The sequence below is a fragment of the Neorhizobium lilium genome (genome assembly GCF_004053875.1).
Lineage (GTDB): Bacteria > Pseudomonadota > Alphaproteobacteria > Rhizobiales > Rhizobiaceae > Neorhizobium > Neorhizobium lilii.
In genome coordinates this window covers 204,914-225,512 of record NZ_SBIP01000003.1, presented here as the reverse complement: position 1 = coordinate 225,512, position 20,599 = coordinate 204,914, and the positions used below count along the sequence as shown (strand labels likewise).

General features: G+C 61.8%; 25 protein-coding genes. 15 read left to right on the top strand and 10 right to left on the bottom strand.

Annotation, left to right across the window (positions count from 1 at the left end):
• Positions 1 to 56 precede the first annotated feature (56 nt).
• Entirely contained in the window at positions 57 to 659 is a 603-nt protein-coding gene (locus EPK99_RS13690) for an NADPH-dependent F420 reductase (RefSeq protein WP_128443643.1), read from the bottom strand.
• Between the two features lie 127 nt (positions 660 to 786).
• A complete protein-coding gene (locus EPK99_RS13685; RefSeq protein ID WP_128443642.1) occupies positions 787 to 1,521 on the bottom strand; it encodes an SDR family NAD(P)-dependent oxidoreductase in 735 nt (244 codons plus the stop codon).
• A 246-nt stretch (positions 1,522 to 1,767) separates the two neighbouring features.
• Here EPK99_RS13685 and EPK99_RS13680 point away from each other — a divergent pair, with 246 nt between their 5' ends.
• The 4 genes from EPK99_RS13680 to EPK99_RS13665 all read left to right on the top strand — a co-directional run bounded on the left by EPK99_RS13680 (position 1,768) and on the right by EPK99_RS13665 (position 4,069).
• Positions 1,768 to 2,664, top strand: a complete 897-nt coding sequence (locus tag EPK99_RS13680; RefSeq protein ID WP_128443641.1) for a LysR family transcriptional regulator — start codon at positions 1,768 to 1,770, stop codon at positions 2,662 to 2,664.
• Positions 2,665 to 2,798: 134 nt separating this feature from the next.
• Positions 2,799 to 3,089 (top strand): AbrB/MazE/SpoVT family DNA-binding domain-containing protein, encoded by a 291-nt coding sequence (locus EPK99_RS13675; protein ID WP_128443640.1) that lies wholly within the window; start codon positions 2,799 to 2,801, stop codon positions 3,087 to 3,089.
• Entirely contained in the window at positions 3,086 to 3,475 is a 390-nt protein-coding gene (locus tag EPK99_RS13670) for a type II toxin-antitoxin system VapC family toxin (protein ID WP_128443639.1), read from the top strand. The genes EPK99_RS13675 and EPK99_RS13670 overlap by 4 nt, the downstream gene beginning before the upstream one ends.
• Before the next feature lie 3 nt (positions 3,476 to 3,478).
• Entirely contained in the window at positions 3,479 to 4,069 is a 591-nt protein-coding gene (locus tag EPK99_RS13665; RefSeq protein WP_128443638.1) for a YqaA family protein, read from the top strand.
• 5 nt (positions 4,070 to 4,074) lie between these two features.
• Here the strand turns inward: EPK99_RS13665 and EPK99_RS13660 are convergent, their stop codons facing one another.
• Positions 4,075 to 4,641, bottom strand: coding sequence for a methylated-DNA--[protein]-cysteine S-methyltransferase (locus EPK99_RS13660; RefSeq protein ID WP_128443637.1), 567 nt, complete (start codon positions 4,639 to 4,641; stop codon positions 4,075 to 4,077).
• 126 nt (positions 4,642 to 4,767) lie between these two features.
• Entirely contained in the window at positions 4,768 to 4,932 is a 165-nt protein-coding gene (locus EPK99_RS25315) for a hypothetical protein (protein ID WP_164901776.1), read from the bottom strand.
• Between the two features lie 172 nt (positions 4,933 to 5,104).
• On the opposite strand from EPK99_RS25315, the gene EPK99_RS13655 reads away from it, so the two are divergent.
• The 3 genes from EPK99_RS13655 to EPK99_RS13645 all read left to right on the top strand — a co-directional run bounded on the left by EPK99_RS13655 (position 5,105) and on the right by EPK99_RS13645 (position 7,275).
• On the top strand, positions 5,105 to 5,452 hold the full coding sequence (locus EPK99_RS13655; protein ID WP_128443636.1) for an ArsC family reductase: 348 nt from the start codon (positions 5,105 to 5,107) through the stop codon (positions 5,450 to 5,452).
• A 12-nt stretch (positions 5,453 to 5,464) separates the two neighbouring features.
• Entirely contained in the window at positions 5,465 to 5,938 is a 474-nt protein-coding gene (gene ybaK, locus EPK99_RS13650; protein WP_128443635.1) for a Cys-tRNA(Pro) deacylase, read from the top strand.
• Between the two features lie 83 nt (positions 5,939 to 6,021).
• On the top strand, positions 6,022 to 7,275 hold the full coding sequence (locus tag EPK99_RS13645; RefSeq protein ID WP_128443634.1) for an aminopeptidase: 1,254 nt from the start codon (positions 6,022 to 6,024) through the stop codon (positions 7,273 to 7,275).
• 3 nt (positions 7,276 to 7,278) lie between these two features.
• Here EPK99_RS13645 and xseA read toward each other — a convergent pair whose 3' ends face one another.
• Positions 7,279 to 8,886, bottom strand: a complete 1,608-nt coding sequence (gene xseA, locus EPK99_RS13640) for an exodeoxyribonuclease VII large subunit (RefSeq protein WP_128443633.1) — start codon at positions 8,884 to 8,886, stop codon at positions 7,279 to 7,281.
• A 300-nt stretch (positions 8,887 to 9,186) separates the two neighbouring features.
• Between xseA and EPK99_RS13635 the strand changes: the two genes are divergently transcribed.
• The gene (locus tag EPK99_RS13635) at positions 9,187 to 9,450 is read left to right on the top strand and encodes a spike base protein, RCAP_Rcc01079 family (RefSeq protein WP_128443632.1); all 264 of its coding nucleotides are present in this window, start codon (positions 9,187 to 9,189) and stop codon (positions 9,448 to 9,450) included.
• 192 nt (positions 9,451 to 9,642) lie between these two features.
• Positions 9,643 to 9,873, top strand: a complete 231-nt coding sequence (locus tag EPK99_RS13630; RefSeq protein ID WP_128443631.1) for a hypothetical protein — start codon at positions 9,643 to 9,645, stop codon at positions 9,871 to 9,873.
• A gap of 13 nt (positions 9,874 to 9,886) precedes the next feature.
• Here the strand turns inward: EPK99_RS13630 and EPK99_RS13625 are convergent, their stop codons facing one another.
• Positions 9,887 to 11,728 carry a hypothetical protein gene (locus tag EPK99_RS13625; RefSeq protein ID WP_128443630.1) on the bottom strand — a complete coding sequence of 614 codons (1,842 nt, stop codon included), beginning with the start codon at positions 11,726 to 11,728 and terminating at the stop codon, positions 9,887 to 9,889.
• 120 nt (positions 11,729 to 11,848) lie between these two features.
• On the opposite strand from EPK99_RS13625, the gene EPK99_RS13620 reads away from it, so the two are divergent.
• Both EPK99_RS13620 and EPK99_RS13615 read left to right on the top strand, forming a co-directional pair.
• On the top strand, positions 11,849 to 12,868 hold the full coding sequence (locus tag EPK99_RS13620) for a glycosyltransferase (RefSeq protein WP_128443629.1): 1,020 nt from the start codon (positions 11,849 to 11,851) through the stop codon (positions 12,866 to 12,868).
• Positions 12,865 to 13,239, top strand: a complete 375-nt coding sequence (locus EPK99_RS13615) for a GtrA family protein (RefSeq protein ID WP_128443628.1) — start codon at positions 12,865 to 12,867, stop codon at positions 13,237 to 13,239. Before EPK99_RS13620 ends, EPK99_RS13615 begins: the two co-directional genes overlap by 4 nt.
• 5 nt (positions 13,240 to 13,244) lie before the next feature.
• Here the strand turns inward: EPK99_RS13615 and EPK99_RS13610 are convergent, their stop codons facing one another.
• Positions 13,245 to 14,231, bottom strand: a complete 987-nt coding sequence (locus EPK99_RS13610) for a Gfo/Idh/MocA family protein (RefSeq protein ID WP_128443627.1) — start codon at positions 14,229 to 14,231, stop codon at positions 13,245 to 13,247.
• Between the two features lie 191 nt (positions 14,232 to 14,422).
• On the opposite strand from EPK99_RS13610, the gene EPK99_RS13605 reads away from it, so the two are divergent.
• The 4 genes from EPK99_RS13605 (at position 14,423) to EPK99_RS13590 (ending at position 17,004) form a co-directional block, all read left to right on the top strand.
• Positions 14,423 to 15,373, top strand: a complete 951-nt coding sequence (locus EPK99_RS13605; RefSeq protein WP_128443626.1) for an aldo/keto reductase — start codon at positions 14,423 to 14,425, stop codon at positions 15,371 to 15,373.
• Positions 15,374 to 15,432: 59 nt separating this feature from the next.
• Complete coding sequence (locus tag EPK99_RS13600) at positions 15,433 to 16,431, top strand: aldo/keto reductase (protein ID WP_128443625.1); 999 nt, start codon at positions 15,433 to 15,435, stop codon at positions 16,429 to 16,431.
• Positions 16,432 to 16,486: 55 nt separating this feature from the next.
• On the top strand, positions 16,487 to 16,678 hold the full coding sequence (locus tag EPK99_RS13595; protein ID WP_128443624.1) for a hypothetical protein: 192 nt from the start codon (positions 16,487 to 16,489) through the stop codon (positions 16,676 to 16,678).
• A gap of 101 nt (positions 16,679 to 16,779) precedes the next feature.
• Positions 16,780 to 17,004 carry a DUF3072 domain-containing protein gene (locus EPK99_RS13590; protein WP_245582422.1) on the top strand — a complete coding sequence of 75 codons (225 nt, stop codon included), beginning with the start codon at positions 16,780 to 16,782 and terminating at the stop codon, positions 17,002 to 17,004.
• Positions 17,005 to 17,018: 14 nt separating this feature from the next.
• Here the strand turns inward: EPK99_RS13590 and EPK99_RS13585 are convergent, their stop codons facing one another.
• The 3 genes from EPK99_RS13585 to EPK99_RS13575 all read right to left on the bottom strand — a co-directional run bounded on the left by EPK99_RS13585 (position 17,019) and on the right by EPK99_RS13575 (position 20,573).
• The gene (locus EPK99_RS13585; protein WP_128443622.1) at positions 17,019 to 17,636 is read right to left on the bottom strand and encodes a hypothetical protein; all 618 of its coding nucleotides are present in this window, start codon (positions 17,634 to 17,636) and stop codon (positions 17,019 to 17,021) included.
• A gap of 97 nt (positions 17,637 to 17,733) precedes the next feature.
• On the bottom strand, positions 17,734 to 20,157 hold the full coding sequence (gene pheT / locus EPK99_RS13580) for a phenylalanine--tRNA ligase subunit beta (protein ID WP_128443621.1): 2,424 nt from the start codon (positions 20,155 to 20,157) through the stop codon (positions 17,734 to 17,736).
• The gene (locus EPK99_RS13575) at positions 20,154 to 20,573 is read right to left on the bottom strand and encodes a GFA family protein (RefSeq protein ID WP_128443620.1); all 420 of its coding nucleotides are present in this window, start codon (positions 20,571 to 20,573) and stop codon (positions 20,154 to 20,156) included. Before EPK99_RS13575 ends, pheT begins: the two co-directional genes overlap by 4 nt.
• Between the last annotated feature and the right edge of the window lie 26 nt (positions 20,574 to 20,599).

Below are 20,599 nucleotides of genomic sequence, written 5' to 3'. Positions count from 1 at the left end.
TCTTGAAGACGTAGCGCGCGACCCGTTCTTGGAACGATCACACGGTCGGGGATCGATTACTGCTCCTTCTTGAACAGATCCTGAAAAATCAGCGGACCCCAAGTGCGACCGCGTGCGTGCACCAGTGCGCCGCCCTCGCTGAGCTTTCCCAGTTTGACGGGTGCGAACCCGAGTTGTTTGGCCAAGGCTGCCACGGGAGCGACCGCGTCCTCGTCGTCACCGGACAGAAAGACGACCCTGTGGCCGCCCTCGACGACCGGATCGGTAGCCAGGGTGGTCGCAATCAGGTGATTGAAACCTTTCACGAGTTTGGCGCCCGTGAACGCCTTCGCGACGAAGGCGGAAGACGGGAGGCCGTCCAGCTCTTCAGGGGAAACTCCAAACGTGTTCGTCGCGTCGATGACCGTCTTGCCTTCCCAGCTCGGCAGGGCCTTCGCAACCTCGCCATGCTCCCCGAACGGGACTGCCAGGATGATTGTGTCGGCCTCGAGTGCATCCCGCAGCGACTTGGCGACAACCGTCGACCCAATCGCCCGAGCCTGCGGCACCAACGCCTCGGCAGGCCGGCGGCTCGCAACCGCCACCTCGATGTTTTTACGGGCAAAGGCGTGGGCGAGGGCCTGGCCTATCTTGCCGAATCCTATAATCGCGTAGCTCACAATACTTCTCCAATTCTTGTTGAAATTGATTGCCCGACCTCCGGCAGCGCCGGGTTAGCCCGTTTCGCCACATGGCGACCTTCGCGAGATCTTCGAGCCGCTGGAGCGCCTCTCCGCGCGCAGCACGTCAGAGTTGTGCAAGGCCGCCGTCGACGGCGACCTCGCTGGCGGTCATGAAGCTGCTGTCATCAGACGCGAGAAAGGCAGCCACTGCTCCGATCTCCGCCGGATCGGCCATGCGCTGGAGCGGTGTCATCGAGGCGAAGACCTTCTGGCCCTCCTCGCCGAGCGCTTCCTTCGCAAGTTCGGTCGCCGTCGCTCCAGGCGACAGGACATTCACGCGGATGCCCGTACCCTTCAGGTCCTCCGCCCAGGTCCGCGCGAGGTTGCGCACGGCTGCCTTGCTGGCGCTATAAGCGGTCATCCCCGGAGCACCCGTGGTGCCGGCGCTCGATCCGGTCAGGATGATCGAGCCGCCCTTGCCCATCAGCGGAAGCGCCTTCTGGACCGTGAAGATCGTACCCTTGACATTGGTGTCGAAGGTTTCGTCGATGTGCTCGGCGGTGATCTTGCCGAGCGCGAGCTGGCTTCCGGCCCCGGCATTGGCGAAGACGACATCGAGCGTACCGCGCTCGGCCTTGACGGTCTCGTAGAGGCGGTCAAGATCGGCCTCATCCGAGACAGAGCCCTTCACCCCGCGGGCGTTCGGCCCAAGCTCGGCCAAAGCCGCATCGAGCGCATCCTGTCGCCGTCCGAAGATGAAAACGAAAGCCCCCTCCTCGATGAAGCGCTTTGCCGCAGCGAGGCCGATGCCCGTCGCGCCGCCGGTGATCACGGCGGTCTTCCCACTCAGTCTGGTCATGTCCACGCATCCTTTTCTTGGTGAACCTGAAGATGGGTCCGCCGGAGCCAGACGTTGAGTGCGGAAGCGCGCACATCGGTGGTGCAAAATCGATCCGGTTGGATGACGGACTTCAATCGTGACGATCGGTGTTCGCCGTTCGGAATTGGCCATGCTCGTCGAGAACCTATGATGACGGGCCGTTCTGCTATAGGATGTGTTAGAAACGGACTCTGGCAGGCACACCCCGCGGTGCCGGATTGCACCATGATAGACTGGGATGACATTCGTTACTTCCTCGCCGTGGCCCGCGGAGGTTCGGTGCGGGCTGCCGCCGGGCGCCTTGCTGTGAACCACTCGACGGTGCTCAGACGTATCGCCCAGCTTGAGGAACGTCTCGGGGCGCAGATGTTCGAAAAGCTGCCTTCGGGGTACCGCTTGACGGCTGCGGGCGAAGAGGTGCTCGAGCTCGCGAACCAGATGGAAGCATCGTCACACCAATTGGAGACGCGCGTCTTCGGGCGTGACCAGAGCGTGCGGGGGCTTCTGCGGGTAACGTTGGCACCGCCGCTCGCAACACACCTGCTCATGCCGGACTTCGCAGATTTCGCGCGTCTTCATCCGGACATCGAGATCGAAATCGTATCATCCGGCGAACTGGCAAATCTCACCAACCGAGAGGCCGACGTGGCGATCCGCGTCGTTTACGACCGCAAAACCCTGCCGCTCAATCTTCACGGCCTGAAGGGATCGGACGTGTTCGGCGGCGTCTACATGTCCCGCGATCGACTGGCCGCATGGCGTGCAGGCGCGCCTGATCCCATCCGGTGGATCGTCATAAGCATTCACGGAATTCCGGATTGGGCCAGCGAGGGTGAGGTTCGCACCGCTGGGGTTCCGTTCAGGACCACGGATACCGAGGCGCAGATCGTTGCTGTACGGCAAGGGATCGGGATGACGACACTGCCGTGCTTCGTCGGAGATGCCGACCCCCTGCTGGTGAGGGTGCCGGGCACCGACCTGCACATGTACGGAACGCTCTGGCTTCTTACGCAAGGGGAGACGCGCAAGACGAAGCGCGTGCGGCTCTTCACGGAATTCCTATCCCACAGGCTCACTGCCTACGCTCCGCTTCTCACGGGGCTTTCCACATCGCGCGACTGACGCCAGGCAGATCGTCGGCGACTACGCCCGCCGCAATCCGAGCCGAACAAGAACAGTCGAGTGGAAAATGCGCTGCCTTGAAGGTGGAGCTGGGATAGTTTATCTTACCTCCGTCTTACCGCTGAGGCTGCTCCATGGCTGATACTCTCACAACGAAGATCTCCACCAAGGGGCAGGTCATCCTTCCCAAGGCGGTGCGCCAGCGCCGCGACTGGAATACCGGGACAAAATTGATCGTTGAGGAAACGCCGGAAGGCGTGCTTTTGAAGAAGGCGCCAATCTTTCCGCAAACAAAACCAAGCGATGTGTTTGGAATGCTGAAAGACAAATATAAGGGCGAACCTAAAACGATCGAAGAGATGGATGCCGCACTTCTTGAAGCGGTAGCCGAAGATTTCAAGCGAAGTGTCGATCCCAATTCATGATTGCGATCGATACCAACCTCATCATACGTTACCTCACCGGGGATGATACCCAGCAATCTCGACGCGCTCGTGAGCTTATCAATGGAGAGACAGTTTTCGTTCCGATAACCGTCACGTTGGAAGTGGAATGGGTGCTTCGAAGCATCTACCGCATGGGGCGAGTAGATTGTGTTGAAGCCATTCGCGGTTTTTCCGGTCTGCCGACAGTCGTTGTCGATGAAGCGGCTATCGTTGCCGAAGCGCTTGACCTCTTTGCTCAGGGCATGGATTTTGCCGACGCGCTGCATCTGCTGAAAGCGCGGCATTGCGAAAAATTCGTCACATTCGATCGTAAATTCATAAAGGCGGCTCAGGCTGCCGGTCACCATTCCGTACAGGACGCATAATCAATGCTTCGCAGACTCTATGACTGGACCATGGCGCTCAGCGCCCGCAAATCCGCGGAAGTGTGGCTGGCGGTCATTGCCTTCGTCGAAAGCTCCGTCTTCCTGGTGCCGGCCGACGTGCTTTTCCTGCCCATGTCACTCGCCAAGCCGGAACGCGCCTGGCGCTACGCGCTGATCGCCACGATATTCTCGGTGTTGGGCGGGATTGCCGGATGGTGGATCGGCTATTTCGCCTTCGATGCGATCGCAGCTCCGATCCTTGAGTTTTACGGCAAGCTTGACACGTTCAACCAGTTGAAGTCCGGCATCACGTTCGAAACCATCGTGCTGATGCTTGTCACGTCAGGCTTTGCGCATCTGCCGCCAATCAAGGTCGTGACAATCCTGTCCGGGGCCGTACATGTCGATATCTGGCTTTTCATATTGTCGGCGGCGATCACTCGCGGCGCCCGCTTCTTCCTGCTCGCCTGGCTTTTGCGCCGCTACGGGGAAGGTATTCGCCACTTCATCGAGAAGCGCCTCGGACAGATCGCCATGGCCGCCGCTGCCGTATTGATCGTCGCTTACATCGCCTACAAATATCTGGTGCATTGAACATTTCAGAAGCCGAAGCTCTGCTGGGCCGCCTGCGGCTCAGGCCGCGTAAGGCGAACGCCTTCAAGCTCCAGCATCCTTGCCTTCGATATTGCGCCGCCCGGAGCGGAGAAACCGCCGATCTTGCCGCCCGCAGCCAGAACGCGGTGGCAGGGAATGATCAGGGCCACGGGATTTCTGGCCATGGCCTGGCCGACGTCCCGTGCAGCCTCTGGCCCACGGCCTACCGCTTTGGCGAGAGCGCCATAAGTTGCCGTCTCGCCCCAGGCGAGCCGTCGGGCGGCTGCGTAAATCTGCCGGAAGAGTTCGTCCTGGGCGCCGAGATCGAGCCTGACGTGCGTGAAGTCGGTCGATTCGCCGGCAAAATAGCGTCTGACGTCTGCAACGACGCGCAGGATGTCGTCAGACGGGGCAGTTGAGATTGCTTCCGGCGAAAGCCGCTTCAAGAGCAGCCGTTCCGTCGATTCCTCACTCTGCGTCGGAAGTTGAAACCGGGAAATGCCCGCGTCATTCCACGCGAGACCGCAAAAGCCTCCAGCGGTATGGAAGACGGTATAGCGATGCGATGTCATCCCAACCTCCCGACGTCATCGTTCGAGGGGGACAGCATCTGCCGCTTTCAGCGGCGTTTCAACCCGTTTCCTGCGCTTTGCGTAACAGAGGCGCATCATCTGCCAAAAGAACTGAAGGCTTGGGAATTAGCCGATGCGTTCGAAAGCCTGGGCGTCGATGCCGAGGGTATTGAGGTCGCGGGACTGAGGGCGGCGGCCACCTTCCACTGCGGCGGAAGCGGCAATAGCGGCGCCGAAAATTGCGAAAGCCCGGCTGATGCGGTTACCACGGCTATGTTTCTGGACAGACATGATGAGCTCCTTTTCTATTCGCTAAAATATGTGGCCGAAATCCTCATTGTGCAATGCACAAGGAGGCACAGGAGGCATGCGCCCGGGACATGCGCTGATTGACTGTTGTCAATGCCTTGCCACGCCCAGCCTGTAGTTGATATCGAATCCCATCCACGGGGACGGTTGGTACATGAGCATCACGATCTACGGCATCAAGAACTGCGATACGATGAAGAAGGCCCGCAGCTGGCTGGACGACAAAGGCATTGCCTATGCCTTCCACGACTACAAGGCTTCCGGCATCGATCGTGCCCATGTGGAGACATGGGTGGAAAAAGCCGGCTGGGAGACCGTGCTCAACCGCGCCGGCACGACGTTCAAGAAGCTGGACGACGCTGACAAAGCTGATCTGACGACCGAGAAGGCGATCACGCTGATGGTTGCTCAGCCGTCCATGATCAAGCGGCCCGTGCTGGAAGCGTACGGAAAGCTGCTCGTCGGCTTCAAGCCCGAGATCTATCAGGCGCAACTGGGCTGAGGACGCACAGCAATGTCCAAGACCACGCGTGCAACGCAGGCGCTGCAGAAGGCCGGCGTTGCCTTCACCACCGTCGCTTACGACTATGACCCGAATGCGGACCGGATCGGCATGGCTGCGGCCGAGGCGATCGGCGAGGAGCCGCGTCGCGTTCTGAAGACGTTGATGGCCGAGGTGGACGGCAAGCCTGTCTGCGTGGTGGTACCGTCAGATCGCGAAGTCTCCATGAAGAAGCTTGCCGCCGCCTTCGGCGGTAAATCTGCCAATATGATGAAGCCGGCCGATGCCGAGCGCGCCACGGGCTATCATGTCGGCGGCATCAGCCCTTTCGGCCAGAAGAAGCAGGTTCCGACCGCGATCGAAGTGACCGCTCTGCAAGAGCCATATATCTTCATCAATGGCGGCCAGCGCGGCCTGCAGGTAAAGCTCGCGCCGAGTGATGCTCGCGACATTCTCAAGGCCGTGGCCGCCTCGCTCGTGGCGTGAAACTCCCTCCTGCCAGCGCTTCAATTTCGCCCCAAAGCAGCCTAAACTCCCTTCATCACCACAAACGAGTTGCAGAAAACGCTATGACCATCGTGCCGAACATCCAGACCGCCATCGATCCGCACAAGCTCGAAAAACTGGCTGAGACAGCCGTCAAGGTCGGGCTTCGGCTCGAGCAGGGGCAGGATCTGGTGATCACGGCGCCGCTGGCCGCCATCCCGCTCGTCAGGCTCATCACCAAACACGCATACATGGCCGGCGCCGGCCTGGTCTCCACCTTCTATTCCGATGAAGAGACGACGCTTGCGCGCTACCGGTATGCGCCGGATGCCAGCTTCGACAAGGCGTCCGGCTGGCTCTACGAGGGCATGGCCAAGGCATATGACAATGGCGCCGCCCGGCTTGCCATTGCCGGCGACAATCCGATGATGCTGGCCGAGCAGGACCCGGCCAAGGTGGCGCGGGCCAACAAGGCCAATTCCATTGCCTACAAGCCGGCGCTGGAGAAGATCGCCAATTTCGACACCAACTGGAACATCACCTCCTACCCCAATCCGGCCTGGGCGAAGCAGGTCTTTCCGGATCTCCCCGAAGAGGTTGCGGTGGGCAAGCTTGCCGATGCCATCTTCGCCGCCTCCCGCGTCGATGTGGCCGACCCGATTGCAGCCTGGGCCGAGCACAACGCCAACCTCAACAAGCGGTCCACCTGGCTCAACGGCCAGCGCTTTGCTTCGCTCCATTTTACAGGACCGGGCACTGATCTCACGATCGGGCTGGCGGACGAGCATGAATGGCATGGCGGCGCTTCGACCGCCAAGAACGGCATTACCTGCAACCCCAACATCCCGACGGAAGAAGTCTTCACCACGCCGCATGCGCTGCGGGTGGATGGCTATGTCTCCAGCACCAAGCCGCTCTCGCACCAGGGTACGCTGATCGACAATATCCAGGTGAAGTTCGAAGGCGGCCACATCGTGGAGGCCAAGGCTTCAAGGGGCGAAGAAGTCCTGAACAAGGTGCTGGATACGGACGAAGGCGCTCGCCGCCTCGGCGAAGTGGCGCTGGTGCCGCATTCGTCGCCGATCTCGGCAAGCGGCATCCTGTTCTACAACACCCTGTTCGATGAAAATGCCTCCTGCCACATCGCACTCGGCCAGTGCTATTCGAAATGCTTCCTGAACGGCGCTTCGCTTAGCCAGGATGACATCAAGGCCAAGGGCGGCAATTCCAGCCTCATCCATATCGACTGGATGATCGGCTCGGACAAGGTGGATATCGACGGCATCAGGCCCGACGGTTCCCGCGTGCCGGTCATGCGAAAGGGCGAGTGGGCCTAACCATCAGAAGAGCGTGCCCTGTTTCGGCGTCTCGCTGGCCGGCTCCGGTTTTGCCAGCCGTTTCTTGGCCTGAGGAATCACAGTGGGTGCATCCACCAGGTCCCCGCCCTCCCCCGTCACGGCAGCGATGCGGCCATCGGCAAATTCCACCGAGATCGCCAGCCCTTCGCGGATGCCCGCGGCGCGCGTCAGCGGGTGATCGTCTTCCCCGCGCACTACGGCAAAGCCGCGCTTCAGCACATTCTTGTAGGACAGCGACTGCAGCACCCGATCCTGCGCCGTGATGGCGGAACGGCTGCGGTTTAGCGTATGCGAGATTGCGGTGTCGGCATGCCGGCTCAAGGATCGCAGGTGCTGACGCTCCCGCTGCAGATGGCCGACCAGCCGCGCCGGCAGTGCGGCGAGCGATGCGCCCGCCCGCCCAAGCCGGTTGTGCTCCTTCAGCATCTGCCGTTCCAGGCAGCGTTCGCTGCGGTTGATCCGTTCTGCCAGCAGTTGACGCTGCTGGGCCAACCGGTTCACCAGCAATTCCAGCCGGAGGCCGGAGGCGGCGCGCTCGAAGCTCCGGCGCTTCACCACCGTCGTGCGCTCAAGGCCACGTCCCAGGCCGGCAGCGGCCTCGTCAAAGCGGCGGCGCGGCAGGGCCAGAAGTTGATCGAGCGACGGCAGGGCTCGAACGAGCGAGCGCACCACATGGCGCCGATGATCCATCTGGCGGCTGGAAGAGCCGCGCAGGCGCGCCGTGAGGCTTGCCATCTGCGCATCCAGATCCGCCTTGACCGGCACGGCCATTTCGGCTGCTCCGGTCGGCGTCGGCGCGCGCATATCGGCTGCGTGGTCGATCAGCGTCCAGTCGGTTTCATGGCCGACCGCCGAGATGAGCGGGATGCTGCTTTCCGCAGCCGCTCTCACTACGGCCTCGTCGTTGAAGCTCCAGAGATCTTCAAGGCTGCCACCCCCGCGCGCGACGATCAGCACGTCCGGTCGCTTGAAGGGACCTTCGCCCCTAAAGGCATTGAAGCCGCGGATTGCGGCCGCCACCTCGTCGCCCGATCCTTCTCCCTGCACCTTGACCGGCCAGACGAGGACATGGACCGGGAAGCGGTCAGAGATGCGGTGCAGGATGTCGCGGATGACCGCGCCCGTCGGCGAGGTGACGACGCCGATCACATGCGGCAGGAAAGGCAGCGGACGCTTGCGGTCCTGGTCGAACAGCCCTTCGGCACCCAGCCGGCGGCGGCGCTCCTCCAGCAGAGCCATCAGCGCGCCGGCCCCGGCCGGTTCCAGGTTCTCGATGACGATCTGGTATTTCGACGAGCCGGGGAAGGTGGTGATCTTGCCCGTGGCGATCACTTCCATGCCCTCTTCCGGGCGGAATTTGATCCGCGGGAACGTGCCCTTCCAGATGACGGCATCGATGCGGGCGCGGTCGTCCTTCAGGCTGAAATAGGCGTGACCGGAGGAATGCTGACCGCGATAGCCGGAAATTTCGCCGCGCACGCGCACGTGGTCGAAGGCGGTCTCCACCGTCCGCTTGATGGAGCCCGACAGTTCGGACACCGAAAACTCGGCAATATTGGTCGAAGCACTGTCTGCGAGCAAACTGGTCATGATGGCGTTGTAGAGCATTCGGCGTGGAATTTCACCCTCGCACCCTGCATGAGGATGGGGACAATTCTCGGAGCGGCATGGCTTTTGCCCCGCGACCCCAAAGTCAGATGCAGCCGGAGATCTCTCGCTTCAAGCGGGCGAAGCCATTGATGGCTTTGGCTTCTTTTCCCTTTCCGCCTGCCAGACAGCGCCGAAGTCTGGCGCCTTGTCCCGCATCTGGGCGCGTATCAGGGCATGACGAATTTCCCCGCTTCGCGCCGATGCGCGAAGATGGCCTTGCCGAACAAGGGAGAACCGAACATGTCCGATCGTTTTGCCAATACCCAGTCCTCGCTCTCCAGCCCCGCCTCCTCCGGGTTCGCCGTGACACCGAGCGACGCCGACAGCCTCTCCGAAACCAGCCGGGCTCTCTATGTGGGAATTGCTGGAAACCTTTCTGTCCGCATGTTGTCAGGCGAAGTCCTGAGCCTTGCCAATGTCCCGGCCGGCTGCCTGCTACCCCTCCGCGTCACCGCCGTGCTTGCCACCGGCACGACGGCAGGGGCGATTGCGGCTCTTGTTTGAGGCCTACGAGAAAGGCACTTGCCCACGCAAATTGGGTCCTATCTGGCAAATTGAAGCTCGGATCAACACCATTGCTTCACTATGGCACAAGGTCGCGGCGGAACGGCCTTGAGGCGGCCGAAACGGGCAAAGATTTGTTAGCACCTGATCGGTAGCCTCGGCTCAACGAAAAAAGGAAGACGGAGTATCTGAGTGCTATTCCTCACCGCGAGCTTACTGGGCCTTGCTGCCGGCTTGACGCGGTCGGCTTTCTCCGTTGCCATGGTCGCGGCTCTGCTCGTGGCCAGCTTTGCGCTTGCAACGTTCCTGTCCACCGGACCTACGGCCTATTTCAAGCTTCTGACGGCGGTCCTCGGCTATAATTGCGGTCTGGTGGGCCTGGTCACGACCCTTGCCTTCACGCGGAGCAAAAGCGAAGCCTGAACGGCGCCTTCTCTCACCGGCCCTCCGGCAACACCGTGAATATGCGGAAGCCATCCACCTCGCTGCCGACCGGCGTCAGATAGTCCGGAACTTTCCCTCGGCCTAAGCTGGCGTACAGCCCGTCCTTCTTCATGCTCATCATGGTCTGCGTTTGCGGATCGCTCTTGCAATAGGCGAGGATCGTGACGCCGGCACCGCGCAGAAACGCTTTTGCATCGGCCGGCGTGGCAAGCCCGATATGCAGTTCCGTCAGCATGCCGCCCTGGTTGCGGTGGTAAGGACCCGACAAGGCGCGGTGCGGCGTGAACCGCAATATTTCGGCGCCACTGTTGGAAGGCGCCGCAACGACACCTTTAGGCAAAGAGTTCAATCGCGCCAAAGCGTCCGCTCCGCCGCATTCCCCCTCTTCGGCCGCAGCCGGCGCCGAAATCGCGTTCAGCGCCAAAGCGCCAAAGCCCTGGCTGATCAATATGCCTGCGACGCCCCAGACCGCCGGCACGGACAAGAGCACAGTCGCCGCATAGGCAAAGCCGATCTCGACATTCCTCGGCGCGCGATGGGCGGCCCGGCGCAGATCGGAGATCAGTAGCGACAGCGGCAGAATGCTGAGCAGGTTGGCGAAGAAGGCACCGCGCACCTGCAACAGGGATACGGCCCAGACCGCTGCAATCAGCACCAGAAGCAGGAGATGCAGTTCGCGGTCGTGCCCCTGGACGATGCGGAAGATGCAGACTGCCTGGGCGAAAAGCCCGACCGCATAGAAGACACCGGCGATGCTTGGCTCGAACTGGATCTCCGCGACAAGGGAGCGCGCTTCGGATACCCCGTTCAGCCAAAGCTTCACCAGCAAGGGGTCGAGATTGCCGAGAGGATCGCCAAGGCATTGGGGGGCGATGACCTTGGCCGCGAGAAGCAGCACCCCGCCCATGAGGACCAAAAGCCCGAACCGCACCGGCCGGCCAGCATGACGGGAAAGGCTCGCCGCAAGAGACAATCCAGCGCCGCCCAGTGCCGTCAAGGAATAGAAGCCGAGCGAAAGGTTGTCGCAGGTCACTACCGCATAGGCATGGGGCGGCACGGTCGCGAGGAAGGCTGCCGTTACCGTGAGCGTGAGCGACAAGCCGAAAGCTTGCGCGGCGGCGATAAAGCTGCGGCCATGCCAAGCCCATTGCACGGCGACGCAGGCGCAGGCGACAGCTACAAAGGGCATGGTTTCGGCCCCGATCGCGACGGCCATGGCGGCGGCAAACCCTGCGAGCGCATAGCTGCGTGGCTTTGCATCACGGTCGACCAGCATGGCGGTGACCCACATGGTCAAAGCCAGCTGGACGTTGTGATGGTCGATGGATCCGGGACGGAACTTGCTGCAGGTGAAGACGAAGATCGCGCCGAGGCCAAGCGCGATGTGCATGGTTTCCACGCCGCCGATACGACGCCCTGCAAGGCCGAGCGCCCATAGGAGGGGGCCGATCAGGAGCAACGGCCAAACGGTTGCAGCAGCGCCTTCGGCCGCGCCGGTCGAAAGGAAGAGGGAGAAGAATTTGATCAGCGCCGCAATCGGCAGATCGATGAAGCGCGACCAGTGCATCAGCGTGCCGCCTTCGAGCCCGAGGCGATACTGTGCGAGGTCGAACCAGCCTTGCCCGGCCAGCAGATCCCGCACCTCCACGAGCCGCATGGAATCGTCATTGTCCGGACCGATCAGATCCCTAGCACCCGGCACGGCGAGGATGACGTAGAGAAGAGAGGTGACGAGCCAGTAGAGACAGACGGCGGGCAACAGCCGCGACAGCAGGGGCGCACGCTCCCGGCCGATCGCCGCCTCGAAACTTCCGTCTGCCGTACTTTCAGTCATCGACCAGTTTTTCACGTTACCGCAGGTGCCCGGAAACCTAGCCTTAACCTCCCCAAGAAATAGTAAAGCGGACGGCGCAGAACTTCCCGCGCCGGATTTTCGATGTACCGAGTGAAAATCATGACCACCGCGTCCATGGGCTCCGCCGCGATCGCGGTGCTGCTTCCCTGTTATAACGAAGCATCCACGATCGAATCCGTGGTGCGTGGCTTTCGCGAGGTGCTGCCGCAGGCGCGCATCTATGTCTACGACAACAATTCCACCGACGGCACGGCGCTCAAGGCCATGCTGGCGGGCGCCGAAGTGTTTCGGGAGCGGCGCCAGGGCAAGGGTCATGTGGTGCGGCGCATGTTCGCCGATATCGAGGCCGACATCTATGTCATGGCGGATGGAGACGGCACCTATTCGCCCAAAGATGCAGACGAACTGATCCGCACGCTGATGACCGAGCGATCCGACATGGTGATCGGCACCCGCCGCGGAGTGCATGCGGATGCGGGCCGCCAGGGTCATGCCGCCGGCAACCGCGTCTTCAACCTTTTGTACAGAACGATCTTCGGTCGCGACTTTACCGACATATTTTCCGGCTACCGCGCCTTTTCACGCCGCTTCGTCAAGAGCTTCCCCGCCGTATCGGGCGGCTTCGAGATCGAAACGGAAATGTCGGTCCACGCATCGCGGCTGACGCTGCCGGTGAGCGAGATCGAACTCGACTATGGTCGCCGGCCGGAAGGCTCTCATTCCAAGCTGTCCACCTATAGGGACGGGCTGAAAATCCTCTGGATGTTCGCCATGCTGATGAAGGAGACCCGGCCCTTCGCCTTTTTCGGCCTGATCAGCAGCGGTTTCATGATGGCGAGCCTGGCCTTCATGGCGCCGGTTCTGGTTGCCTATTTCGAGACGGGACTGGTGGAGCGCATGCCGACCTGGGTCTTCTCCCTGGTGTTGATGCTGATGTCCTTCCTGGTCTTTACCGCCGGCCTCATCCTCGATTCCGTATCGCGGGCCCGTAGCGAGCAGTTGCGCATCCATTATATGAGCATGCCGGCCCGCGGTGCTGGCCTCGGCGACGATCCAGTAGCAGTCGCGGGGGCGGAGCGCGAAAAAACGCCTCGGGCCAAAGCCAAAGGCGCTGCATGAAACGGCTGTTCTGGTTTCTGGCGGCAGGAAGCGGCGGCTTCCTGATCGATGCCGGGCTTACCCATTTTCTGGTCACGCTTGCCGGGTTCAGTCCGTTCGCGTCCCGCATCCCCGCCATCATGGCGGCGATGAGCTTTACGTGGCTCGTCAACCGCAACCGGACCTTCGACAAATCCCCCCATTCGCTGGCAGTCGAAGGCTTCCGCTACTGGGCGGTTGGCATCACCTCGGCGCTTCTCAATTACGCGATTTATGCCGCGCTCATGTACCGCGCACCTTTCCTGCAGCCGATCGTCGCCGTCATGGCCGGCTCGGCTGGCGCCACGCTCTACAGTTTCTTCGGCTATTCCCGCTTCGTGTTCGGGCGGTAGGCTGCCTACACTTTTTCCCAGCCTTCATGGCCGCTCGCGCGGTAGATCGCATCGATGAACTTCTGGTTCAGGAGCGAGCTTTCGAGCGTCACGATCTCGGCCGTCTCGCCTGCAGCGGCACTGGCAAAGGCTTCGGCCTGGAGGCGGTACTGGCGGCTGTCGGGGAAACGGAAGATCTGCGAGACCGTGTGCTTCTGGTTGGCGAGTTCCACTTCCTCCGCGCCCCAGCGGTCGGCATTGAAGGGCGACTTCACTTCGATAAAGCCTTCCGTGCCATGGAAGACCATGAGCTGCCGTCCGGCGAGCTGGGTCGCGACATAGAAGGTGAGATCGAAGGAGCCGAAATCCGCCTTGACGCTCGCATAGATGTCGGTTCCGAATTCCGGATCTCGCTCTACCGTCGATTGGACACGCCGCGGCTCCTGGCCGGTGGCGAAGCGCGTGGCGATGGTCGGATAGACGCCGATATCCGGCAAGGCGCCACCACCGAGTTCCGGGATGTTGCGCATATTGGACGGATCGCGGTTGAAATAGGTGAACACACCCTGCACATGCTTGAGCTGGCCGATCGCCCCTTCCTGCAGCAGCTCGCGCACCTTCAGCCAGACGGGCGCATAGGTGACCATATAGGCTTCCGCGACGAGGACCTTGTTGCGGTCGCGAGCGGCAATCAGCGCCTCGATATCCTCTGCCTTGAGCGCCAGCGGCTTTTCCACGAGCACGTGCTTGCCCGCCTCCGCAGCCTTGATGGACCATTCCACATGCTGGCTTGTCGGCAGCGGAATATAGACCGCGTCGATCGCGTCCGATTGCAGCATGTCGTCATAGGAACCGAAGGCTTCCGCAATGCCGAAACGCTCAGCCACACCTTGCGCGCGGGCAAGATCGCGGCTGGCGATACCGGTAACGACGCAGTTCTCCGCGTCCTGAATGGCCGGTATGACGGCATCCCGCGCGATCTTGGCGGTCGACAGAATTCCGAAGCGCAACATGACAGTATCCTCCATAAGCTCAGGCGGCGCACCTTATTGAGCCTGCCGGAGCGGCGCAACCACGGGCCCGAACCCCTGCTTGAAAAAGTGACCGCCTACGCAAGATAAGCACTAGCCGAAGCCAGATGCTCGGCTAATCTAGGGACCTCTTCCCCAGCCATCGGCTCATCTTAAAAAACTCGGAGACCATCATGGAGCTGCGCGCACTCGGCCGGACCGGCCTTTCCATTTCGCCCGTCGTCTTCGGCGGCAACGTGTTCGGCTGGACGGCGGACGAGAAGACGTCCTTCGATCTGCTCGATCGCTTCTTCGACGCGGGCTTCAACACGATCGACACTGCCGATGCCTATAATCGCTGGGTTCCGGGGCATGTCGGCGGAGAGTCGGAAACGATCATCGGCAAGTGGATGAAGGAACGCCGCCTTCCCCGCGACAAGGCTGTCATCGTCACCAAGGTCGGCTCCGACATGGGCCAGGGCAAGAAGGATCTGTCGGCGAAGTGGATCCTCGAAGAAGCGGACAATTCCCTGCGCCGCCTGCGGACGGACCATATCGATCTCTACCTCGCCCATTGGCCGGACCCGACGGTGACGCATGAAGAAACACTCGGCGCCTTCGCCAAGCTGAAGGAGCAGGGCAAGGTGCGGGCGATCGGCTGCTCCAATTTCGATGCCAAGATGCTGAGCGACTCCCTCGACGTGTCCGCCAAGAACGACTTCCCCCGGTACGACGTTCTGCAGCCGCCCTATAACCTCTATGACCGAAGCGAATTCGAGGGCGAGCTTGCCGATCTCTGCATCCGCGAGGAGATCGGCGTCATCAATTACTATGGCCTCGCTTCGGGCTTCCTGACCGGCAAATATCGCGACAAGGCGGATACGGAAGGAAAGGCGCGCGGTGCCAAGGCGCTCGGCTATCTGAACGACAAGGGCCTGCGCATTCTCGCCGCACTCGACGAGGTGGCCGTGGAAACCGATGCAGAGCCGGCCGCCATCGCACTGGCCTGGGCCGGCCAGCGCCCCGGCGTCACCGCGCCCATCGCCAGCGCGACCAGCGCCACCCAGCTGGAGGCCATCATCGCCGCCGGCAATCTCAAGCTTTCCGACGGGCAGATGCAGCTTCTAACCGAGGCTGGCGCCTGATTTCTTGGGCGGCGGGCCAAACATCCCCCGACGCCACTTCATTCGACAGGAGAATTTCCATGAAAATGCGCAAATTGGGCCAAGAGCTATCCGTCTCCGCCATCGGCCTCGGCTGCATGGGCATGAGCCATGCCTATGGCGGGCAAGACGAGCAGGACTCCATCAAGACCCTGCACAGAGCCGTGGAGATCGGCGTCAACTTTTTCGACACGGCGGAGGTCTATGGGCCTTTTGTCAACGAGGAACTGGTGGGCAAGGCCTTGAAGCCGCACCGGAACAAAGTGGTGATCGCCACCAAGTTCGGCTTCAGGATCGATCCGACCAAGAGCCAGACCGGCGCTATGTCCGGCCTCGATAGCCGGCCGGAGCACGTGCGCGAGGTTGCGGAAGCTTCGCTGAAGCGGCTCGGCGTCGAGGTGATCGATCTTCTATACCAGCATCGGGTCGATCCGGAGGTTCCGATCGAGGAGACGGTCGGCGCCATGGCCGAACTGGTGAAGGAAGGCAAGGTCCGCGCCCTTGGCCTTTCGGAAGCCGGAGCCGATATCATTCGCCGTGCCCATGCGGTTCATCCGATCTCAGCATTGCAGAGCGAATATTCGCTTTGGACACGGGACCCGGAAGGCGAAATCCTGGACACCTGCCGGGAACTCGGAATCGGCTTCGTCCCCTTCAGCCCGCTCGGCCGTGGTTTCCTCACCGGCAAGATCACCAGCACGGAAGAGTTTGCCGAGAACGACATGCGGCGCAACCTGCCGCGCTTCGAAGCCGACAACATGGCGGCCAATAGGGCGCTGGTCCGTCTGGTGGAAGAAATGGCCTCCGACAAAGGCGTCACGGCGGCGCAGTTGGCGCTCGCCTGGGTTCTCGCCAAGGGCGATTTCATCGTGCCCATTCCGGGTGCCCGCAGGATTACCCATCTGGAGCAGAATGCCGCAGCGGCCGATGTCACGCTGACGTCTGACGAGGTCAGCAAGCTGGACGAACTGCTCGCCCCCGACAAGGTCGCCGGCGCCCGCTATTCGGCCCAGGCTATGGCCTGGACACCGAAACGATAGCGCCAGGGCAACAAATGCCGACCATCCTTGTTCTATCTCCGAAAGGAGCCAGACCATGAGCAAGGACGACAAGATTACGGACGGTCTGAACGACCGTCCGCGCAACGAGACCATCGGCCAATCCGGTCCGGGCATTCCCGACGACAGCAGCGAGCCCATCGTCGTCGATGACGAGGCCGTCGAGCGCGCGCGACAGAGCCTGATGAAGCTCGACCAGCGCAAAGCCAAACAGCCGAAGATCGACTGACTATTTTGGCCAGATCCGCCTCTGGATATCGTTCCCGGCCATATCGACGGGAACGATCTTGGTGCAAGAACGTTTCAAGAACAAATTCCAAGGAGGCCATGATGGTTGACCAGCACAATCCAAAAACCGATCCCGATCCGGCATCCAATACCGAGAAGGACCCCGACGATTGGGTAACCGGCGACGAGCCGATGACCGGCGCGCAGGGCTCCTACCTCAAGACGCTCAGCGAGCAGGCGCATGAGCCGGAGGCCTTTGCCGAGGATCTCTCTAAGGCGGAGGCCTCAAAGCGGATCGACGCACTGCGGTCGAAGCTGAAGATGTAGCCGTCGCGGCTCCCCTATCGGGTCATAGAGGGAAATCCCGGGTACAGGTCAGCATGATCAGCCATGTGGTTGTCCATGCCGGGCCTGGTCAACGTGCCGCGCGGCTCCGCAAAGCTGGTGATCAGTCGCATCGGCTTTTCATGCCATTGCACATTTACCGCCCATAGCTTGGGAAAGAACTGCAGCGAGGCGTAAGGAAGGTGGTCGTGGATCCACCAGGCCAGTCTTTGCCAGTCGCCGGGCGCCTGGAACCGATCCCACACGCAGGGAATGACAATGCAGGCGGTGGCGCCCATCCGCCCATCGGCGTCGTGCATATCCCAGATATGGCCCGCCGCGCTGCCCTGGTTGGAGCTGCAGTTGAGTTTGTTGCGGTTGCCAAAATCGTTAACCTCCCGCGAACGGTAGGCCGAGCGGATATGCAGCCTCCCAAAACTCGCCTGCAACGGCTCCAGCAGCTCCTCGCAAAGATGTGTTCCGACTTCTATCGCGAGATCGGGGTCCTCCGGACTATTGGAGAGGCCATAAAAGCTTGCGATCTCCGAATGCAGGAAATCCCGGAAGAAGAAATTCGGCGACAGGCGCACTCGGCCGAGTTCTTCCAGCCCTTTCATCGATCCCGGCTTGCGCATGGTGATCCCGCCCCCCGTCACGGCCGACTTGAAGCCAAGAATAGCCCGCCCCATGGGGAGCAGGCTATTCTTCATGCGCTATTCCGACCACCCGATTTCAGGCGCGTAGCACGCCGCCGGTCGCTTTTTCGACATTGGCGACGATCTTGCCGGTCAGCGCCTCGAAGTCCTCGTCCGTCAGCGTCTTGTCCACCGGCTGGATCAGCACTTCGATGGCGACGGACTTCCGGGCTTCGCCAAGCGACGCGCCTTCGAAGACGTCGAAGACGTTGACGCCCGAGATCAGCTTGCGGTCGGCGCTGGAGGCCGCCTTGACGATGGCGCCGGCTTCCACATCGCTTGCGACAACAAAGGCAAAGTCGCGCTTCACCGTCTGGAAGGGCGACAGATCCAGCGGCGGCTTGGTGCGGGTCGCCTTCTTCTTCGGCTCGGGCATGGCATCGAGATAGACTTCGAAGCCGCAGAGCGCACCGGAAACGTCGAGCGCGGCCAGCGTTTTCGGGTGGAACTCGCCGAAGTAGCCGAGCACGACCTTCGGTCCCATCTTGATCGTGCCGGAGCGGCCCGGATGATACCAGCCAGGCGCACCCTTCTCGATCTGCACATTGGCCATGGGCAAGCCGCAGGCTTCGAGCACCGCCAGCGCATCCGCTTTGGCATCGAAGACGTCGACCGGCTTGCCGCCGCCCTTGGCGTTGTTGGACCAGAGGCGGCCCATGCCGTTGATGGAGGCCGTGCCACGGCGGATGCCGCCGGCCACGCGCCGCTGGCCCTCCGGCCTGTCGTTCTCATAGGTGCCCGAGACCTCGAAGATCGCCACGTCGCCGAAACCCTTGTCGGCATTGCGCTGTGCTGCCGACAGGAGGCCCGGCAGCAGCGAGGGTCGCATATCCGACATGTCGGTGGCGATCGGGTTGGCAAGCTTCAACGCCGCGCTGCCGCCGCCGAAGAGTTTTGCCTGGTCTTCGGCGATGAAGGACCAGGTGACCGCCTCCAGCATGCCACGCGAGGCAAGCGCGCGCTTGGCTATGCGGGTGCGGATCTGGAGCGTGGTCAGGATCTTGGCGTTGACACTGGAGAGCTTCTCGATCGGCTCCGGCTTGATCTGATCGACACCATGGATGCGCATGACATCTTCCACCAGATCCGCCTTGCCATCGACATCCGGCCGCCATGACGGAACGGTGACGGAAACGGTATCGCCGGAACCCTCGACGTGGAAGCCGAGCCTGGTGAGGATCTGCCGGCTTTCGTCCGTCGAGACGTCGAGACCCGTCAGCCGCTTTACTTCTGTGAAGGGGAAATCGATCACCTTCGGCTGGCGGCTTTTGTGACCGACGACCCTTGCCTCGGCGGGAGTTCCGCCACAAAGTTCGAGCACGAGTTCCGTCGTCCGGTCGAGGCCGGGGATCATGTAGTCTGGATCGACGCCGCGCTCGAAACGATAGCGGGCATCCGTGATGATGCCGAGCCCCCGGCCGGATTTGGCGATATTGATCGGGTCCCAGAGCGCCGATTCGATCAGCACATCCGTGGTGTTCTCATCGCAGCCGGAATGCTCGCCGCCCATGATGCCGCCGATCGACTCGACGCCAATGTCGTCGGCAATGACGACATTGGTTGGGTTGAGCCTGTATTCCCGCTGGTCGAGCGCCAGCACCGTCTCGCCGTCCAGCGCGCGGCGCACGGTAAGATCGCCCTTGACCTTGGCCGCGTCGAAGACGTGCATGGGGCGACCCTGGTCGAAGGTCATGTAGTTGGTGATATCGACCAGCGCGTTGATCGGGCGAAGACCGATCGCCTTCAGCCGCGCCTGCATCCAGGCGGGGCTCGGACCGTTTCCGACGCCGCGCACGAGACGAAGCGCAAAGCCGGGGCAAAGCTTTTCGTCGTCCAGATCGATCTTGAGATCGACCGAAGTCTCGCCCTGCGTGACGAAGGCGGGCTTGGCGCGCGGCTTCAGCGTGCCCAAACCGGCGGCGGCGAGGTCTCGGGCAATGCCGTGGATCGACGTGCAATCGGGACGGTTCGGCGTGAGGTTGATATCGATGACCGGATCGTCCAGCCCGGCATAGGTTGAAAACGGCGTTCCCACCGGCGCATCCTCCGGCAGGTCGATGATGCCGTCGTGATTGTCGGAGATGTCGAGCTCCTTTTCGGAGCACATCATGCCATGGCTTTCGACACCACGGATGTTGCCGACGGACAGCGTCACGTCGATACCGGGAACATATGTCCCCGGCCGGGCCAGCGCGCCGATCAGGCCGGCGCGGGCATTGGGTGCGCCGCAGACAACCTGCACCGGCTTGCCGTCACCGGTATCCACCATCAGCACCTTCAGCCGGTCAGCCTGCGGATGCTGTTCGGCCGTCAGGACCTTGGCGATGACGAAGGGCTTGTAGGCCGCCTTGTCATCGACATGCTCGACTTCGAGGCCGATCGCCGTCAGCCGCTCACAGATCTCGCCAAGCGTCGCGTCGGTCTCGAGGTGATCCTTGAGCCAGGAAAGCGTGAACTTCATTGATTTTCTCCTGAAGGTCTCGGCGCGGTCATCGTTTCCATCCGTGGCAGACCATCATCGACATGAAAGAAGGGAAGCTGCTCACGTACATAGCCGTGCACGCGCGGCGGGTAGTTTTCCGGCGCATCCATGGCACCGAGCATAAAGAATATCCGGTCGGACAACCGCTTGTCGGTATAGGCAATCGGCGCGCCGCAGGTGCCGCAGAAGCTGCGTTCGACTGGGACGGTTCCATAGGTCGCGCCAGTTTCTCCGTCGAAACGGACATCCGCGGCGTAGAAGCCGACAAAGGCCGCAACCGGCGCGCCGCTCGCCCGACGGCAATCCGAGCAATGGCAATAGCTGGCGTAGATCGGCTCGGCGTTGGCGGTGAAGCGGATGGCGCCGCAACGGCAGCCGCCGGTATGGATGATCATGTCACTCTCTTTTCAAAGAACGCAGT

Excerpts from the sequence above, each read along its gene's own strand:
- EPK99_RS13685 (WP_128443642.1), bottom strand. The coding sequence starts at position 1,521 with ATGACCAGACTGAGTGGGAAGACCGCCGTGATCACCGGCGGCGCGACG.
- EPK99_RS13680 (WP_128443641.1), top strand. The coding sequence starts at position 1,768 with ATGATAGACTGGGATGACATTCGTTACTTCCTCGCCGTGGCCCGCGGA.
- EPK99_RS13675 (WP_128443640.1), top strand. The coding sequence starts at position 2,799 with ATGGCTGATACTCTCACAACGAAGATCTCCACCAAGGGGCAGGTCATC.
- EPK99_RS13670 (WP_128443639.1), top strand. The coding sequence starts at position 3,086 with ATGATTGCGATCGATACCAACCTCATCATACGTTACCTCACCGGGGAT.
- EPK99_RS13665 (WP_128443638.1), top strand. The coding sequence starts at position 3,479 with ATGCTTCGCAGACTCTATGACTGGACCATGGCGCTCAGCGCCCGCAAA.
- EPK99_RS13660 (WP_128443637.1), bottom strand. The coding sequence starts at position 4,641 with ATGACATCGCATCGCTATACCGTCTTCCATACCGCTGGAGGCTTTTGC.
- EPK99_RS25315 (WP_164901776.1), bottom strand. The coding sequence starts at position 4,932 with ATGTCTGTCCAGAAACATAGCCGTGGTAACCGCATCAGCCGGGCTTTC.
- EPK99_RS13655 (WP_128443636.1), top strand. The coding sequence starts at position 5,105 with ATGAGCATCACGATCTACGGCATCAAGAACTGCGATACGATGAAGAAG.
- ybaK (WP_128443635.1), top strand. The coding sequence starts at position 5,465 with ATGTCCAAGACCACGCGTGCAACGCAGGCGCTGCAGAAGGCCGGCGTT.
- EPK99_RS13645 (WP_128443634.1), top strand. The coding sequence starts at position 6,022 with ATGACCATCGTGCCGAACATCCAGACCGCCATCGATCCGCACAAGCTC.
- xseA (WP_128443633.1), bottom strand. The coding sequence starts at position 8,886 with ATGACCAGTTTGCTCGCAGACAGTGCTTCGACCAATATTGCCGAGTTT.
- EPK99_RS13635 (WP_128443632.1), top strand. The coding sequence starts at position 9,187 with ATGTCCGATCGTTTTGCCAATACCCAGTCCTCGCTCTCCAGCCCCGCC.
- EPK99_RS13625 (WP_128443630.1), bottom strand. The coding sequence starts at position 11,728 with ATGACTGAAAGTACGGCAGACGGAAGTTTCGAGGCGGCGATCGGCCGG.
- EPK99_RS13620 (WP_128443629.1), top strand. The coding sequence starts at position 11,849 with ATGACCACCGCGTCCATGGGCTCCGCCGCGATCGCGGTGCTGCTTCCC.
- EPK99_RS13615 (WP_128443628.1), top strand. The coding sequence starts at position 12,865 with ATGAAACGGCTGTTCTGGTTTCTGGCGGCAGGAAGCGGCGGCTTCCTG.
- EPK99_RS13610 (WP_128443627.1), bottom strand. The coding sequence starts at position 14,231 with ATGTTGCGCTTCGGAATTCTGTCGACCGCCAAGATCGCGCGGGATGCC.
- EPK99_RS13605 (WP_128443626.1), top strand. The coding sequence starts at position 14,423 with ATGGAGCTGCGCGCACTCGGCCGGACCGGCCTTTCCATTTCGCCCGTC.
- EPK99_RS13600 (WP_128443625.1), top strand. The coding sequence starts at position 15,433 with ATGAAAATGCGCAAATTGGGCCAAGAGCTATCCGTCTCCGCCATCGGC.
- EPK99_RS13595 (WP_128443624.1), top strand. The coding sequence starts at position 16,487 with ATGAGCAAGGACGACAAGATTACGGACGGTCTGAACGACCGTCCGCGC.
- EPK99_RS13590 (WP_245582422.1), top strand. The coding sequence starts at position 16,780 with ATGGTTGACCAGCACAATCCAAAAACCGATCCCGATCCGGCATCCAAT.
- EPK99_RS13585 (WP_128443622.1), bottom strand. The coding sequence starts at position 17,636 with ATGCGCAAGCCGGGATCGATGAAAGGGCTGGAAGAACTCGGCCGAGTG.
- pheT (WP_128443621.1), bottom strand. The coding sequence starts at position 20,157 with ATGAAGTTCACGCTTTCCTGGCTCAAGGATCACCTCGAGACCGACGCG.
- EPK99_RS13575 (WP_128443620.1), bottom strand. The coding sequence starts at position 20,573 with ATGATCATCCATACCGGCGGCTGCCGTTGCGGCGCCATCCGCTTCACC.